The 17,054-nt window shown below is 46.2% G+C and carries 19 protein-coding genes; all 19 read left to right on the top strand.

Features of this window, described 5'->3' with window-relative positions; translation table 11 throughout:
* Positions 1–1,386: a tRNA uridine-5-carboxymethylaminomethyl(34) synthesis GTPase MnmE gene (gene mnmE / locus CA267_RS09360; RefSeq protein WP_075607732.1), complete on the top strand. Its 1,386-nt coding sequence runs from the start codon at positions 1–3 to the stop codon at positions 1,384–1,386.
* A gap of 2 nt (positions 1,387–1,388) precedes the next feature.
* On the top strand, positions 1,389–1,826 hold the full coding sequence (gene mioC / locus CA267_RS09355) for an FMN-binding protein MioC (protein WP_075607733.1): 438 nt from the start codon (positions 1,389–1,391) through the stop codon (positions 1,824–1,826).
* A 5-nt stretch (positions 1,827–1,831) separates the two neighbouring features.
* Positions 1,832–2,491 (top strand): DnaT-like ssDNA-binding domain-containing protein, encoded by a 660-nt coding sequence (locus tag CA267_RS09350; RefSeq protein WP_075607734.1) that lies wholly within the window; start codon positions 1,832–1,834, stop codon positions 2,489–2,491.
* 2 nt (positions 2,492–2,493) lie between these two features.
* On the top strand, positions 2,494–3,315 hold the full coding sequence (locus CA267_RS09345) for an ATP-binding protein (RefSeq protein WP_075607735.1): 822 nt from the start codon (positions 2,494–2,496) through the stop codon (positions 3,313–3,315).
* A gap of 1,046 nt (positions 3,316–4,361) precedes the next feature.
* Entirely contained in the window at positions 4,362–6,263 is a 1,902-nt protein-coding gene (gene mnmG, locus CA267_RS09340) for a tRNA uridine-5-carboxymethylaminomethyl(34) synthesis enzyme MnmG (RefSeq protein WP_075607736.1), read from the top strand.
* The gene (gene rsmG, locus CA267_RS09335; protein WP_075607737.1) at positions 6,260–6,904 is read left to right on the top strand and encodes a 16S rRNA (guanine(527)-N(7))-methyltransferase RsmG; all 645 of its coding nucleotides are present in this window, start codon (positions 6,260–6,262) and stop codon (positions 6,902–6,904) included. Before mnmG ends, rsmG begins: the two co-directional genes overlap by 4 nt.
* Positions 6,905–6,915: 11 nt before the next feature.
* Positions 6,916–7,710, top strand: a complete 795-nt coding sequence (locus CA267_RS09330) for a ParA family protein (protein WP_075607738.1) — start codon at positions 6,916–6,918, stop codon at positions 7,708–7,710.
* Between the two features lie 51 nt (positions 7,711–7,761).
* Positions 7,762–8,637: a ParB/RepB/Spo0J family partition protein gene (locus CA267_RS09325; RefSeq protein ID WP_075607739.1), complete on the top strand. Its 876-nt coding sequence runs from the start codon at positions 7,762–7,764 to the stop codon at positions 8,635–8,637.
* A 203-nt stretch (positions 8,638–8,840) separates the two neighbouring features.
* Positions 8,841–9,218, top strand: coding sequence for an ATP synthase subunit I (locus tag CA267_RS09320; RefSeq protein WP_075609917.1), 378 nt, complete (start codon positions 8,841–8,843; stop codon positions 9,216–9,218).
* 94 nt (positions 9,219–9,312) lie between these two features.
* On the top strand, positions 9,313–10,173 hold the full coding sequence (gene atpB, locus CA267_RS09315; protein WP_075607740.1) for a F0F1 ATP synthase subunit A: 861 nt from the start codon (positions 9,313–9,315) through the stop codon (positions 10,171–10,173).
* 109 nt (positions 10,174–10,282) lie between these two features.
* Entirely contained in the window at positions 10,283–10,504 is a 222-nt protein-coding gene (gene atpE, locus CA267_RS09310) for a F0F1 ATP synthase subunit C (protein ID WP_012520222.1), read from the top strand.
* A gap of 48 nt (positions 10,505–10,552) precedes the next feature.
* The gene (gene atpF / locus CA267_RS09305; protein ID WP_075607741.1) at positions 10,553–11,023 is read left to right on the top strand and encodes a F0F1 ATP synthase subunit B; all 471 of its coding nucleotides are present in this window, start codon (positions 10,553–10,555) and stop codon (positions 11,021–11,023) included.
* A 15-nt stretch (positions 11,024–11,038) separates the two neighbouring features.
* Positions 11,039–11,572 carry a F0F1 ATP synthase subunit delta gene (gene atpH / locus CA267_RS09300; protein WP_075607742.1) on the top strand — a complete coding sequence of 178 codons (534 nt, stop codon included), beginning with the start codon at positions 11,039–11,041 and terminating at the stop codon, positions 11,570–11,572.
* 13 nt (positions 11,573–11,585) lie between these two features.
* Complete coding sequence (atpA, locus tag CA267_RS09295) at positions 11,586–13,127, top strand: F0F1 ATP synthase subunit alpha (RefSeq protein ID WP_075609918.1); 1,542 nt, start codon at positions 11,586–11,588, stop codon at positions 13,125–13,127.
* A gap of 61 nt (positions 13,128–13,188) precedes the next feature.
* Positions 13,189–14,049 (top strand): F0F1 ATP synthase subunit gamma, encoded by an 861-nt coding sequence (gene atpG, locus CA267_RS09290; protein ID WP_075607743.1) that lies wholly within the window; start codon positions 13,189–13,191, stop codon positions 14,047–14,049.
* Positions 14,050–14,082: 33 nt separating this feature from the next.
* On the top strand, positions 14,083–15,468 hold the full coding sequence (gene atpD / locus CA267_RS09285; protein WP_075607744.1) for a F0F1 ATP synthase subunit beta: 1,386 nt from the start codon (positions 14,083–14,085) through the stop codon (positions 15,466–15,468).
* 60 nt (positions 15,469–15,528) lie between these two features.
* On the top strand, positions 15,529–15,945 hold the full coding sequence (locus CA267_RS09280) for a F0F1 ATP synthase subunit epsilon (RefSeq protein WP_075607745.1): 417 nt from the start codon (positions 15,529–15,531) through the stop codon (positions 15,943–15,945).
* 115 nt (positions 15,946–16,060) lie between these two features.
* Entirely contained in the window at positions 16,061–16,477 is a 417-nt protein-coding gene (locus CA267_RS09275) for a GFA family protein (protein ID WP_075609919.1), read from the top strand.
* A 5-nt stretch (positions 16,478–16,482) separates the two neighbouring features.
* Positions 16,483–16,836: a VOC family protein gene (locus CA267_RS09270; RefSeq protein WP_075607746.1), complete on the top strand. Its 354-nt coding sequence runs from the start codon at positions 16,483–16,485 to the stop codon at positions 16,834–16,836.
* Positions 16,837–17,054: the final 218 nt, after the last annotated feature.

The following is a 17,054-nucleotide window of genomic DNA, read 5'->3' as shown; positions in this document are numbered from 1 at the left end:
ATGACGCTATTTCCTGCCACTGAAACTATCGTTGCCCAAGCCACAGCCCCTGGTCGTGGCGGTGTGGGTATCGTCAGAGTATCTGGGCCCCAGGCAAAAGCGGTAGCAGATGCAGTGGTAAAAGCGGATCTTAAGCCGCGCATGGCAACTTATCTGCCCTTTTTTGATGCTAATCACCAAATCATTGATCAGGGAATTGCCCTCTTTTTCAACAATCCCCATTCTTTTACCGGCGAAGATGTACTTGAGCTGCAAGGCCATGGTGGTCAAGTGGTTATGGATATGCTTATTGATGCTGTACTGGCGGTAGAAGGCGTGCGTCTTGCGCGCCCCGGAGAGTTTAGTGAACAGGCATTCCTGAATGATAAGCTTGATTTAGCGCAAGCAGAAGCCATTGCTGACTTAATTGATGCCAGTTCCAAACAGGCAGCAAGAAGTGCACTACGGTCGTTGCAAGGGGAGTTCTCGGCTCAGATTCAGGCGTTATCTGAACAAATAATTCATCTTCGAATGTACGTAGAAGCGGCTATTGATTTTCCGGACGAAGAGATTGATTTTTTATCGGATGGAAAGGTTGCGGGTGACTTACATGCAATCATTGAAACGCTTACTCATATTCATCGCCAAGCCAAACAAGGGGCGCTTTTGCGCGAAGGCATGCAAGTCGTTATTGCAGGCCGCCCCAATGCAGGTAAATCAAGTTTGCTTAACGCATTAGCAGGTCGAGACAGCGCTATCGTTACGGAAATTGCCGGCACCACCCGAGACGTGCTAAAAGAGCATATCCACATAAACGGCATGCCACTTCACATCATTGATACCGCAGGATTACGTGATAGTCCTGACAAGGTGGAACAAATCGGAATTGCGCGAGCCTGGCAAGCAATTAGCGAGGCAGACCGAGTACTTTTTGTCGTTGATAGCACAGAAACAACTGCCATCGACCCCTATCAAATCTGGCCGGATTTTATGCACCGTTTGCCGGTGGGTATTCCTACTACCGTGGTGCGTAATAAAGCAGATTTGTCGAGCGAAGTAATTGGCCAACAGGTAGTCGCCACCGCTCATGGTAATATTGATGTCGTTGGATTATCTGCAGAAACGGGTGATGGTATAGCTCTGTTACGTGAACATCTGGCGCAGACAATGGGGCTGGATACTACCAGTGAAGGCCAGTTTATCGCTCGCCGCCGCCATCTTGACGCTCTGGCTAAAGCGGATCAGCATATTATAGCCGGGCAACAGCAATTGCATGACAGCCTGGCAGGAGAACTACTTGCAGAAGAACTTCGCTTGGCGCATCAAGCACTGAGTGAAATTACAGGTGAATTTACCTCGGATGATTTGCTCGGTAGAATCTTTTCTTCGTTTTGCATCGGGAAGTAATCATGTCATCACACTACACCATATTGGTTGGATCAGTGCTTGGAGCCGCCGAGTATGTGGCAGACGCACTGGCAGAAGTCATTAAAAGCGCCGGCCACGAGGCAGAAATTCAGCTTACTCCCCAGTACGGAGAAATCTCTTCAGGAAGTACCTGGATAGTTTGCACATCCACCCATGGCGCCGGCGATTTTCCTGACAACATTCAACCCTTTACGAAAGAAGTTGCCGCAGTTGATTTATCCGGTGTGAACGCCTATATCATTGGCCTGGGCGATAGCAGTTACGATACATTTTGTTTTGCAGCAAAAAATATGAGTACGCTGATTACCGAAAAAGGCGCTACTCTACTTGCAGAGCCATTTTTTATTGATGTACTCAATCACCCTATTCCGGAAGATGCCGCAATTGAATGGTTTGAAGCGCAGTTAAATAAGGCGTAGTCACCGTGTTTACCCAGGCAGAATATCATGCGCTTTGCAGCGGGATTTCCAACGATGCCCGGGTACTCTATTGTCTTGGTCTGCGCCCTACCGCCAACACCACCTCAGCGACAACAGAACCGTTAAATTATAAGCACCTACTCGCTCTGTTGAATGCCGATCAAGACGCTAAACCCTATTCCCGCGGGCGCCAGATCAACAGCCTGCTTCGCCAGCTAGAACATGCGGGGCTCATTGCACTACCCGACGCGCATACACTCGACCAGTCTTTAAACGCGCAAACCTTGCTGTTGCCGCTCTGCACTGATCAGCAGAACAATTTTTCTCATCTGCATCGCCAGCATCAGGAAATGACAACGCGCTGGCGGCCCGACAATGCGTTATTTGAAGAAATGGCTAGCCTGCTGGGTATTATCGATAAAACGTACGAAGAAGAAGATATAGGTGAATTCATCGCCTACTGGCTAGGTCGCCCGTCTTCTGTCTTCAGCCACTTTCAGTGGACGCAGAAATTTGCTTACGCCATTAAATACAAACGCACAGCAATGGGTATGACACCGGTAAAAAAAGTCGGAACGCAGAAAGTCTCGGTTGCGCCAGGTATTGAAGCGGATGATAATGCCCGCAGATTAGTAGAAAAATATTCCTCAACGAAAAAGTCATAGCTATGGATTCTATTAAAGATCGTATAAACAATTTGGCCAAAGCTATGGGAAAAGCTGCTCCTGCAGATGACGCTTACGTCGATTATCAAACCCTGCGTAAGCAGTATGAGCAACAGGCGAATGCTGAGATCCAGCAACTTCAGCAAAATAGTAAGAAACAGCGAATTAACGATCTTCACGGTCGGTCAGATCTGAACCCTAAGTGGACGTTCGCAAATTTGGTCGAAGACAGCGATGATGTCATTGAAGCTGTAAGTATCGCCCAATCTTTCATTGCCGCTCACGAAGATAAAGCCTGGCGGGATGAAGGATCTCACATGATGCTGTTTTATGGTGATTATGGCCGCGGTAAATCGCACATAGCAGGTGCCATTGCCCACCAGTTGATTGATCAATACGAAATTACCGTATTGTACCGGCAACTCTCCACCATGTTGGAGCTACGCTATTTTTCTTATGATTTTAGTGCACAGGATAACATAGGCCAAAAATTTCGCGCCGCCCATCAGGAGCTTCTCGATGTAGATTTGCTCATTCTCGATGAAGTCTGTGTGAATGAATCGGTGCTTAAGAAAAACACTCAAAGCTGGTTAGGAAACCTGCTCAGACAACGATTGGTGAACAAGAAAAACTGCATCCTTATCACTAATCACAATTTAGCAGAGCTTGAACATGCTCTGGGCAGATATTGCTTCGAATCGCTGAAAGAATACGATACGTACAAGGTACGTTTCTCAGGGCCTAGCAGACGCTCAGGATTGGCAGCAGATGAAGCGGAAGCGTCAGATGTCACGCCACGTTACCAGCCTAATCAAGTAAGATAGAATGCTAAACGCACTATTTTCATATCACAAAAGTGCGTTTTTTAACCTTGCCAGAAAATTTCTACCGATCCCTTCATTGATTTGCTGCTTATGCTCAACAGCAGTAACGGCCTGATTCCATCAGCTTAATGTCGAACTTTACCGCTTCCAGCGCGATTTTATCAAGTCTTTTGGCAGTGATAACGGCAGCCTAAACATCAGGCAGATCAGTATAAATTAGCCACATTTCCCTCCTTTCTTCTATAAGATCAGTTCAGTAAAACGAATTAGTGCCCATAGATCATGGAAAAAGTGGCAACCGCTTTGCGAATCCAGTTACACGACCTTTAAAAAGATGATCAATTCCTCGTTCTGACGTTTCTATTACCGCTAAATTAGTATTTAACTTTTAAAATGATCAAGTCGCCAGCAACACAGGTGGTAAAATTCTGTACTATTTTTGATAGGTAGTAATAAAAAAGGTAAAAAATTTCTCAAATGATCATCAATAATAGCGTGGGATCGAAAATATTTATGTGTGAAGTTATGATCAATGTGGAAAAGATCTCATCCACAACCAAGATCCTGATCAAGCCCGCCAAAAGCGGGCATACTTTGATCTTTAGCACGATCTCATCGACAGGTTATCCCCAATGCGATCACACCTTAATCAGGGGTGTGAATAAGATCCTAAGATCCACTGTGCATAACCTCTGATCATGATCAGCACAACTTTTTTGGTTTTGCCATATGTGGATAACTACCCCGCTTATACACAGGATCAGGAGAGTGTTATGATCCCATCTGTACAAGGGTTATTGATCTTACAATTGCATGATCTGGAAGATTTTTTATGGCTTATCAACAGATCGCTGCGATCCTAATAGTAATAAAAATAAGAAGATCTAATAAGATCCTATAATAAATAGCGACGATCCTTTTGCCCATTTGCAAATAATTTGCAGAAAATTTAACCATTTTCTTTAGGCAATAACTCAGCTAAAATACGCGCCCTTTTTTCAGCAACTTCAAAATTGCTGAACGCTTTGGTTTTTGTGAGGTTAAACATGTTTTATCAGCAACCGTTTGATGTCATCGTTGTAGGTGGTGGTCATGCTGGCACAGAAGCAGCTTTGGCAGCTGCACGCATGGGTGCCAATACGCTTTTGCTAACTCACAATATTGAGACCATCGGGCAGATGTCCTGTAATCCCGCTATTGGTGGGATCGGTAAAGGCCATCTGGTAAAAGAAATTGACGCATTAGGCGGTGCAATGGCTCTGGCCATCGATCAGGGCGGGATCCAATTTCGTACATTAAATTCGAGTAAAGGCCCGGCTGTTCGTGCTACAAGAGCACAAGCGGATCGCACCTTGTATCGTCAAGCCATTCGCAAAATCGTGGAAAACCAGCCCAACCTAACGCTGTTTCAGCAAAGCTGCGATGATGTAATTATTGAAAACAATCGCATTGCCGGTGTAGTTACACAGATGGGACTAAAATTTAAAGCAAAGTCTGTGGTATTGACAGTAGGCACCTTCCTTGGCGGTACGATCCATATTGGCCTGGAGAATTATCGCGGGGGTCGTGCTGGCGATCCGCCTTCCATTGCTTTAGCCGAACGTTTGCGCGCTTTACCGTTTCGAGTTGATCGACTGAAAACCGGCACTCCTGCCCGATTAGATGCCAGAACGCTGGACTATAGTGTGATGCAGCCGCAACCGGGCGACGCCCCGACCCCGGTATTCTCTTTTATGGGCAGCAGAGAGATGCATCCACAGCAAATTTCTTGTTACATCACTCATACCAATGAGAGAACGCACGACATCATTCGCTCAGGCTTAGATCGGTCCCCCATGTATACCGGCGTGATCGAAGGGATCGGGCCTCGCTATTGCCCCAGTATTGAAGATAAAATTAATCGTTTTGCTGATAAATCTTCTCACCAGATCTTTGTGGAACCTGAAGGATTAAACAGTATCGAGGTTTATCCAAACGGTATCTCTACAAGTTTGCCCTTTGATGTGCAGGTGGATCTTGTTCGATCCATTCGCGGATTTGAAAATGCTCATATCGTGCGTCCAGGTTACGCGATCGAATATGACTTCTTTGATCCGAGAGATCTGAAGCAAACGCTGGAAACCAAGTTTATTGAAGGTCTGTATTTTGCTGGTCAGATCAATGGCACCACCGGCTATGAAGAAGCCGGAGCGCAAGGTTTGATTGCGGGCGCAAATGCAGCCTTACGGGTGCAACAAAAAGATCCTTTCTTGCTGCGCCGGGATCAGGCTTACATGGGAGTATTGATTGACGATCTGGCGACGATGGGGACCAAAGAGCCCTATCGCATGTTTACCAGCCGTGCCGAGTATCGGCTATTGCTGCGTGAAGATAATGCTGACATCCGTTTGACGGCCGTGGGCAGGGAAATCGGATTGGTAGATGACGATCGCTGGGCCGCTTTCAATGCCAAGTTGGAAGCAGTGGAACGTGAACAGCAACGTTTACGCAGCCACTGGGTGCATCCTGATCATGTCGCTGTGCCTGAACTGAACCCTATGCTGAAAAATCCGGTAAACCGGGAGCATACTTTGGAAGAACTGATCCGGCGCCCTGAGATGACCTACAGCGCCTTAATGGCGATAGATAGCCTTGGCCCAGGTTTAACGGATCCTATTGCTGCAGAACAGGTTGAGATTCAAATTAAGTACGCGGGTTACATTACGCGGCAATTGGAAGAAATCGCAAAAACTCAGCGCCACGAAAATACACTGTTACCCATGGATTTTAATTACAGTCAAATTTCCGGATTGTCTAATGAAGTTGTAGCAAAGCTTAGCGAAGCGCGCCCAGAAACTGTGGGTAAGGCTGCGCGTATTTCCGGTATCACGCCAGCTGCAATTTCTCTTTTGCTGGTGTATTTGAAAAAGCACGGCATGCTGCGAAAACAGGAGCGTATCAGCGCGTGAGCAGGACAATAAACTCGGCAAAATTAGCTGATATTCTTAGCGTTGGTCTCGATAAATTAGGTTTCGCTGTCAGTGAAGAACAGCAACTGAAATTAGTTGGCTATGTAGAACGTTTGCACAAATGGAATAAAGCCTATAATTTGACGTCGGTGAGAGATCCTGAGCAAATGATGGTAAAGCATATCCTGGATTCTCTTACGGTAAAGCCGTTCATCATCGCCAACCGTGTAATCGATGTAGGAACTGGACCGGGACTGCCAGGCTTTCCTCTGGCCATTGTACTTCCCCATACCGAATTCACCTTACTGGACAGTCTGGGCAAACGGGTAAGATTTATGAAGCAGTGCGCCCATGAACTCGGTGTCGACAATGTCACCCCCATCCATAGTCGGGTTGAAGACCATCAACCTGATCCTCTGTACGACGTAGTGATAAGCCGTGCTTTTGCTTCCCTAAAAGATATGTTGCACTGGTGCGCGCATCTGGTAGATTCATCGGGGGAATTTCTGGCGCTGAAAGGACAGTATCCGCAGGACGAGATTACGCAAGTTAGCTATCACTTTCAAGTCGATTCGGTGACCGCTCTTTGCGTGCCGGATCTTATCGGAGAGCGTCATTTAGTGACTATACGAAAAGTGTAACGGGATTCATTGTGGCTAAGGTTATCGCGATTGCGAATCAAAAAGGTGGCGTGGGTAAGACCACAACAGCAGTCAATGTGGCCGCGTCAATGGCAGCAACCAAAAGAAAGGTATTGTTGATTGACCTGGATCCTCAGGGGAATGCAACGATGGGCAGTGGCGTTGATAAATATGACGCTGAAGCCACATGTTATGAGTTATTGATTGAAGAGAAGCCTGCCGAAGATGTGATTATTCGTGAGACTGCAGGTAAGTATGATTTGGTAGCGGCCAATGGTGATGTGACTGCTGCGGAAATTAAATTAATGGAAATGTTTGCGCGGGAAGTACGTCTGCGCAACGCATTAAAGCCGGTTATGGACTATTACGACTTTATTTTCATTGATTGTCCGCCTTCACTTAATCAGCTCACCGTTAATGCTCTCGCGGCTGCAGATTCCGTTTTGGTGCCGATGCAATGTGAATACTATGCGCTGGAGGGTTTGACCGCCCTGATGGACACTATTCAAAAGCTGGCTTCGGTGGTCAATCCGCAACTGAAGATAGAAGGTGTGTTGCGAACCATGTATGATCCACGCAATCGCCTTGCCAATGATGTATCCGAACAGTTGAAACGCCACTTTGGCGAGCAGGTCTATCGCACGGTTATTCCGCGTAATGTGCGTCTTGCTGAGGCACCTAGCTTTGGTACGCCTGCGATGTATTACGATAAGTCTTCAACCGGCGCAAAAGCTTATTTATCATTGGCTGGTGAAATTTTAAGAAGGCGGGATAAGCCCCAGCAAACTCCGGCGAAAGCAAGTTAATAATATTCTGGTATCTTCGCCAGACATTCGGTGTAAGTCTTTGAGGAAACTATGTCAGCGAAAAAAAGAGGACTAGGACGTGGCTTAGATGCGCTGTTAGCGACTAGTCAGTCTTCATCCCGTCAGCAAGAACAAAACGCCAGTGCCGCTGAGCAAAGCGAACTTAATAAACTGCCTATCGAATATTTGAAGCCTGGCAAATACCAGCCGCGTAAAGATATGTCTCCAGAAGCGCTGGAGGAATTAGCGTCTTCGATACGATCGCAAGGCATAATTCAACCTATTGTTGTGCGTACAGTGGGGGAAAACGAGTACGAAATCATTGCCGGGGAACGGCGCTGGCGCGCTGCACAGTTAGCACAGCTTGATGTGGTGCCGTGTCTTATCAAAAATGTCCCTGATGAAGCCGCGGTAGCTATTGCACTGATTGAAAACATTCAGCGCGAAGATCTCAATGCCATGGAAGAAGCTCAGGCGCTCGACCGTTTGATGAAAGAGTTTGAACTCACGCATGCGGAAACCGCTGCTGCGGTTGGAAAATCTCGTACTACTGTCACAAATCTTTTACGGCTGAATAACCTAAATGAAGACGTAAAGCTGCTGTTAGAACATGGCGATATTGAAATGGGTCATGCACGGGCGCTATTGGCGCTGGACGGTGACATGCAATCTGAGGCTGCTCAGGTAGTGTCGGGCAAAGGGCTCACTGTTCGCGATACGGAAAAGCTCATTCGAAAATTTCTTGAACCGGAAAAGCCCAAAACCGAAAAGAAAATTGATCCAGATGTTCAGAATCTGGTAACAAGCCTTTCGGAAAACTTAGGGGCGCAGGTGTCTATTGATCACAATCTTCGTGGTAAAGGTAAGTTAGTGATAAGTTTTAATGATTTAGACCAGTTGGACGGAATCTTGTCCAGAATCAAGTAGCAAGCGGCAAGAAAAAACCCGTGATTTGTTAATTAATTGTTAGGTTTGAGATTGTTATTTCGTATAGAATGCTCAGGCAACCTGATATTCCGGCAGAAAAGCGCTTAAATAGCTTCCAATATACGATGTACTGTTGAAAATTATCGGTAAAACAGTATACTTCTGACGCTTTTTAAGTGGGCTTGAACAACCTGAGAGTGATTGTGAAAAGAGACCTGGCTGCCAACGGCAAGCGGTTAGCCAAAAAAGGCACTATTTATCAGCTCGGTATTGCGGTCTTGCTGGTACTTTTCTCGTCGTGGTTCATCTCATCTAGTATTGCTGTTTCTACAGGCATCGGTGCGCTAATAAGCATCTTGCCCAACGCGTTATTCGCAGTGTTCGCGTTTCGTTATGCTGGAGCCTCTAAAAACGAGCTCGTTGCGCGAAGCTTTAGCCAGGGAGCAAAAGTTAAACTGGCAATGACAGTCATCTTATTTGTAGTGGCCTTTAAGGGAATGCATGCAGACCCTATAGCGGTTTTTCTCGCTTACGCCGTTACAACCGTCACCTATTGGGTGGCGTTGTTCCGTCGACAATAATATAAAACAAGTAAGTCAGGTCAGGGCTAGCAGTAGTACCAAGACCACAGCGGAACATGAAAAAGTTTTTACACTTTAAAATTTGGGTTGAAACATGGCATCAGAGATAACAACACAGGATTATATTCTCCACCATTTGACTAATGCCACCATGTGTAGCACAGACGATGGTCTGAAGTTCAGTCACGGTGAAGAGCTAAATAATGTATCCGAAGTCTGTGCAGAAGCAGGTTTCTGGGTATGGAACATTGATACAATGGCTTGGTCGATCTTGCTTGGCGTCCTATTTTTATGGCTATTTCGTCGAGTATCGAAAAAAGCAACAACCGGCGTTCCTGGCAAGTGGCAGGCGTTCGTAGAAATTGTTGTTGAATTTGTTAACGACAATGTTCGCGATACCTTCCATGGCAAGAATAACCTGATAGCGCCACTGTCTTTGACTATTTTCGTTTGGGTATTTTTGATGAACCTGATGGATTTGGTCCCAGTAGACGTACTACCCTGGGTCGCTGGTCAGATAGCGAATCAGGCAACTGGCGTTGATCCTCATCATGTTTATATGAAAGTGGTACCCACCACCGACCTGAACATGACGCTGGCATTAGCGCTCGGCGTGTTCATTCTTATTCTTTTTTACTCAATTAAAGTAAAAGGCATTGGTGGTTTTACGAAAGAACTGACTATGCAGCCTTTCAACCACTGGGCTTTCATACCTGTTAACTTTATTTTAGAAACGGTGACGCTGATTGCTCGTCCGTTCTCTTTGGCTTTACGGTTATTCGGTAACTTATATGCGGGTGAATTAATCTTTATTCTTATCGCTACGCTAGGTGTATGGCAGTTGCCACTCTACTTCCCCTGGGCGGTATTCCATATTCTGGTTATTGTGCTGCAGGCTTTCATTTTCATGATGCTGACCATCGTCTACCTGAGCTTGGCGCACGAAGACCATTAACAAAGAAAGACAGGTGCAGCCTGGCGTGCCTGTAAGCGCTCGGGCTGCAATTGAAACAGTTTTTAATTTTGCTTTAACTTTTAATATTTAACTTAAATCGGAGACGTTCATGTTATACATCGCTGTTGCACTATTGATTGGTTTGGGTGCCCTGGGTACTGCAATTGGTTTTGGTCTGCTGGGTGGTAAATTCTTAGAATCTGCTGCTCGTCAACCTGAACTGGCACCTCAACTGCAGGTCAAAATGTTTATCGTTGCGGGTCTTATCGACGCTATCGCTATGATCGGCGTAGGTATTGCTCTTTACCTTCTGTTCGCTGTTGGTGCTTAATTTTATTAAATCCATCTTATTAGCGAACATTTATGAGGAGGAGCGGTTGTGAATATTAACGCCACTCTAATAGGTCAGTTAATCGCGTTTATGGTCTTTGTGTGGTTCTGCATGAAATATGTATGGCCGCCGCTGCTGAATGCGATCGAAGATCGTCAGAAGAAAATTGCCGATGGGCTTGAAGCTTCTGTACGTGCAGAGAAAGACCTGGAACTTGCTCAGGAGAAAGCCACTGAGCAGTTAAAAGAAGCGAAGGCGAAAGCAACTGAGATTATCGAGCAAGCCAAGAAGCGTGCTAATCAACTTGTTGATGAAGAGACGCAACGTGGTCAGGCCGAACGCGAAAAAATTATCGCTCAAGGTTACGCCGAAATAGAAGCTGAGCGCAATCGTGCCAAAGAGGAACTGCGCAAGCAGGTTGCTGCTCTTGCAGTAGCTGGCGCACAGCAGATTCTACAACGCGAAATCGATGCAAATTCACAAAACGACATTGTTGAAAAACTTGTCGCAGAACTTTAACGGAGGTGATGAGCCATGTCTGAATTGACAACTGTTGCTCGTCCCTATGCTAAAGCTGCTTTCGATTTTGCAGTCGAGCATAACGCTATTGCCCAATGGCAAGATATGTTGAATTTTGCCGGAGCAGTGTCGAGCAACAAAGAAATGCACCAGTATCTTACTGGTGCTGTTGCCCCAGACACGCTGGCGGACATTTTTATCAACGTGTGTGGTGAGCAACTCGACCAACATGGTCAAAACCTGGTTAAGGTATTGGCTGAAAATAAACGTTTAGCGGTGCTGCCAGATATTTCTGAAATGTTTGATGCGTTCAAAGCAGAGTACGAGAAGCAAGTCGATGTTGACGTGACTTCCGCTATTGCTCTGACTGATGCTCAGAAATCAGAACTCAGCGCAACGTTAGAGAAACGTTTGGCACGTAAAGTGAAGCTTAATTGTAACGTGGACCCTGCCCTGATTGCCGGATTTATAGTGAAAGCCGGTGATACAGTTATTGATGGTTCCGTGAAATCGAAATTGAACCGTCTCGCAGACGCGTTGCAAGCATAACGGGGATATGAGCATGCAACTTAATTCCACTGAAATTGCAGAACTGATCAAAAAAAGAATTGAACAGTTTAATGTTACCAGTGAAGCACGCAATGAAGGCACCATCGTCGCAGTAACCGATGGTATTATCCGCATTCACGGCTTAGCCGATGTAATGCAAGGTGAAATGATTGAGCTTCCTGGCGGTCGCTATGCGATTGCATTGAACCTCGAGCGTGACTCTGTTGGTGCAGTAGTCATGGGTCCTTACGCGGATCTTCAAGAAGGTACCAAAGTACAGTCTACTGGCCGTATTTTAGAGGTGCCAGTAGGTCGTGCGCTCCTTGGCCGTGTAGTTAACACGCTGGGTGAGCCAATTGACGGTAAAGGTGCCATTGATGCTGAAGGTTTCGAACCGGTAGAAAAGATTGCGCCGGGCGTTATCGATCGTCAATCGGTTGATCAACCTGTACAGACTGGTTATAAGTCTGTCGATGCGATGATTCCAGTAGGTCGTGGTCAGCGTGAGTTGATTATCGGCGACCGTCAGACTGGTAAAACAGCCATGGCAGTTGATGCCATCATCAACCAGAAAGATTCCGGCATTAAATGTATTTATGTTGCAGTTGGTCAGAAAGCTTCGACCATTGCTAACGTAGTACGGAAGTTGGAAGAGCACGGCGCAATGGCTCATACCATTGTTGTTGCTGCTTCTGCATCCGAATCTGCAGCGTTGCAATATTTAGCACCGTATTCTGGTTGTACTATGGGTGAGTTCTTCCGCGATCGCGGTGAAGACGCACTTATTGTATACGATGACTTGTCTAAGCAAGCAGTTGCTTATCGTCAAATTTCGCTACTGCTACGACGCCCGCCGGGCCGTGAAGCCTATCCTGGTGACGTGTTTTATCTACATTCACGTTTGCTTGAACGTGCCGCACGTGTAAATGAAAAATATGTAGAGCGTTTCACCAATGGTGAAGTGAAAGGCCGCACCGGTTCGTTAACCGCCTTGCCTCTCATTGAGACGCAGGCTGGTGACGTTTCTGCATTCGTACCTACTAACGTAATCTCAATTACTGATGGTCAGATCTTCTTAGAAACTGACTTGTTTAACTCGGGCATCCGTCCTGCTGTTAACGCTGGTGTGTCTGTATCCCGTGTAGGTGGTGCAGCACAAACTAAGATCGTTAAAAAGCTCGGTGGTGGTATTCGTCTTGCTCTGGCACAGTATCGTGAGTTGGCGGCATTCTCGCAGTTTGCCTCAGACCTTGATGATGCTACACGTGCACAGCTAGAACACGGCCAGCGTGTAACTGAGCTGATGAAGCAGAAGCAATATACGCCATTGTCCATTGCAGATATGGGCGTGTCCCTGTTCGCGGTAGAAAAAGGTTTCTTGAAAGACGTAGAATTGAACAAGATTCTGGACTTTGAAGCAGCATTGCATTCTTACATGCACAGTGAACATGCTGAACTGGTCAAGACTATTAATGCAACAGGTAACTACAACGACGACATTGAGTCTCAGTTGAATGACGCTTTAACAAATTTCAAAGCGACACAAACTTGGTAACCAATGGTGCTGGTTGGGGTTTTTCAGCCAGCATAAACGTTGAGTAATCGGAGAAATAGTCATGGCCAGCGGAAAAGAGATAAAAGGTAAGATTGGGAGTATCAAAAATACTCAAAAAATTACCAGTGCGATGGAAATGGTTGCCGCGTCTAAGATGAAGAAGGCGCAGGAACGTATGGCCTCTGGTCGTCCATATGCACAAAATATGCTTAAAGTGATTGGTCACATTGCTAACGGCAACCTGGAGTACCGCCATCCTTATCTAGAGGAGCGTGAGGTAAAGCGGGTCGGCTTCATTGTTATTTCCACTGACCGAGGTTTATGCGGAGGATTAAATTCCAACGAATTTAAACTTGTCACTCAACACGCCAGAAAATGGCGTGAACAAGGTGTAGAGGTGGATTTCGCAGCGTTAGGATCAAAGGCATGTGCGTTCTTCAATCGGTTCGGTGGCAGGCTGTTAGCGGCTGAATCAGGATTAGGTGACGCGCCTAAGGTAAGTGATGTGGTTGGTGTAGTACGTGTTATGTTGAGAGCGTACGATGAAGGCAAGCTGGATCGGGTTTATCTGGTTTTCAATGACTTCGTCAACACCATGTCGCAAGTGCCTGTGATAAATCAATTATTGCCTTTGCCAAAGTCTGAAGATGACGAATATAAGCATCGCTGGGATTACATTTACGAACCCGATCCAAAAGCCATTTTGGAATCACTAATGGTTCGTTATATTGAATCCCAAGTGTATCAGGGCGTAGTAGAGAATGCTGCGTCAGAGCAGGCGGCACGTATGGTCGCGATGAAAGCGGCAACTGATAATGCCGGAGATTTAATAGACGAACTGCAACTGATATACAACAAAGCCCGTCAAGCAGCAATCACACAGGAAATCAGTGAGATTGTTAGCGGCGCCGCAGCGGTGTAGGCAAAGGTTTAGAAGAGATAACGAGGACAAATTATGAGTCAAGGTAAGGTCGTCCAGATCATTGGCGCCGTTGTGGACATCGAATTTCCACAAGATGCGGTTCCAAGAGTTTATGACGCACTACGAGTTACCGAAGGTAACTTGACAGGATTAACCCTGGAAGTGCAGCAACAGTTAGGTGGTGGTGTAGTTCGTACCATCGCGATGGGAACGACGGATGGTCTACAGCGTGGACTAGGGGTGGAAAATACGGGCGCTCCAATTATGGTACCGGTAGGAACAGCTACCCTTGGCCGTATTATGGACGTTCTGGGTAATCCTATTGATGAAGCGGGTCCTATTGGTGAAGAAGAGCGTATGTCTATTCACCGTGAAGCACCAAGCTATGAAGAGCAGTCCAGCTCTTTAGAGCTTTTAGAGACAGGCATAAAGGTTATCGACCTTGTATGTCCGTTCGCTAAAGGCGGTAAAGTGGGGCTGTTTGGTGGTGCGGGTGTAGGTAAAACCGTGAACATGATGGAGCTAATCCGCAACATCGCTATCGAACACAGCGGATATTCTGTATTCGCCGGTGTGGGCGAGCGGACTCGGGAAGGTAACGACTTCTACCATGAAATGAACGACTCCAATGTACTGGATAAAGTATCGCTGGTATACGGGCAGATGAATGAACCGCCGGGTAACCGTTTACGGGTGGCCTTGACCGGACTGACAATGGCGGAAAAGTTCCGTGATGAAGGCCGTGATGTACTGTTCTTCGTAGATAACATCTACCGTTATACATTGGCTGGTACTGAGGTATCGGCACTATTGGGCCGTATGCCTTCTGCGGTAGGTTATCAGCCTACGCTTGCTGAAGAAATGGGTGTATTGCAAGAACGCATTACCTCGACGAAAACGGGTTCAATTACCTCAATTCAAGCGGTATACGTACCTGCGGATGACTTGACGGATCCGTCTCCGGCGACCACGTTCGCTCACTTGGATGCAACGGTAGTATTGTCTCGTGACATTGCTTCTTTAGGTATTTACCCTGCGGTAGATCCTCTTGATTCCACGTCTCGTCAGCTGGATCCATTAGTAATTGGTCAGGAGCATTATGACGTAGCGCGCGGCGTACAAACTGTGTTGCAGCGTTATAAAGAGCTGAAAGATATTATCGCGATTTTGGGTATGGATGAGCTATCTGAAGAAGATAAGCAAGTTGTATCTCGTGCGCGTAAAATACAGCGCTTCTTATCGCAGCCTTTCTTCGTAGCAGAAGTTTTCACTGGCGCACCAGGTAAATATGTCTCTCTTAAAGACACGATTAGTGGCTTTAAAGGTATCCTGGCCGGTGATTACGATGATATGCCAGAGCAAGCATTCTATATGGTTGGCTCTATCGAGGAAGCTCAGGAAAAAGCCAAAAAAGCGTAACTCAAGCGGGCTGGTATGTTTCTCCAGCCATGTTTAATTCGCTTCCTATTGGAGGGTTAAATGGCAGCTATGACAGTTCATCTGGATGTGGTAAGCGCAGAAGAGCAAATCTTTTCTGGTCGCGTAGAAACAATACAGGTGACGGGCAGCGAAGGTGAACTGGGTATTCATCCTGGTCACGCGCCACTCATCACTGCAATTAAACCTGGTATGGTGCGTTTGGTTAAGCAGCACGGTGAAGAAGAAATGATTTACGTTGCCGGTGGAGTACTTGAAGTACAACCTGGCAACGTCACTGTACTGGCTGATTCTGCGGTTCGAGCTGAAGACTTGGATGAGCAGGCAGCACAAGAAGCTAAACGTCGTGCAGAACAGCACATCGCCAATCCAGGCGCTGACTTTAATTACGCTGAAGCTGCTCAAGAGCTGGCAGAAGCAATCGCGCAGTTACGACTTATTCAGAAACGACGCAAGTAATTATTCACAGTATTTGTTAAAAGCCCGACGTTGTTCGGGTTTTTTTATGCCTAAAAATCACTCATATTCTGACACCGTCTATACTGTAAAAACTTTTTATTCTGGAGCGAAAAATATGAGTCGAGAACACGGCAGATGTCTTTGCGGTGCCATCAGCGTTGAAGTGGAAGCCATTAAAGAAAGCTTAGGAGTTTGTCATTGTACAATGTGCCGAACCTGGGGCGGAGGTCCGTTTCTGGCGGTTGAGTGCGGTACAGCGGTAAAGTTTTCCGATGAAAGCAAGGTAGGCCGCTATCGCTCCTCTGAATGGGCTGAAAGAGGATTTTGCAAACAGTGCGGTACTCATTTATTCTACTGCTATCTTCAAGACAACAGCTATCACATACCCGCCGGCATTTTTCCTGATTTACAAGCCACCATGACCAGCCAAATATTTATTGACGAAAAGCCGAATTATTATCGTTTTGCGAATGAAACAAAAATGCTGACTGGTGAACAACTCGTCGCTCTTTTTAATAAAGGCCAGGAATAAACAGTATGCATGAAGATAGACTTATAGATTATCTGGAGCTTCCGAGTAAAGATCTTGCTGCGACAAGACGCTTTTTTGGCAAGGTTTTTGGTTGGCATTTTACCGATTACGGAGAGGAATATACGGCTTTTAACTCTACTGCTATGCAAGGCGGATTTTACCTTAATGATAAAGTTTCTTTAACGGCGACGGGTGGGGCATTGGTCATATTCTACTGCCGGAATCTGGAAGAAGTTAAACAACAGATAGAACAGGCAGATGGCAAAATTATTAAGCCGATTTTTGAATTTCCTGGCGGTAAACGTTTCCATTTTACCGAGCCGGGTGGCAGCGAGTTCGCAGTTTGGTCTGATCAGTAACTACCATTGTAGAGGAAAAACCAGGAATGTGGCGACAATGGGAAATAAATTTTATCGCCACTTAACCTAATTTATTGGCGCTACTGGTTGGCTTGCGTGCTGAGTGGCAGTACACTACACCCGTAATAAAGGGATGCCATAGCCCATACCCTCCTTCTGAAGCAGATTAAAATGAAGTAAAGGAAAAAAGTGCCAGTCGGGGACTTTCACCGTTTTTA

Source organism: Alteromonas pelagimontana, from assembly GCF_002499975.2.
Classification (GTDB): Bacteria; Pseudomonadota; Gammaproteobacteria; order Enterobacterales; family Alteromonadaceae; genus Alteromonas; species Alteromonas pelagimontana.
Note: the sequence above shows the minus strand (reverse complement) of the source record. Positions and strands in the feature narration are given on the sequence as shown.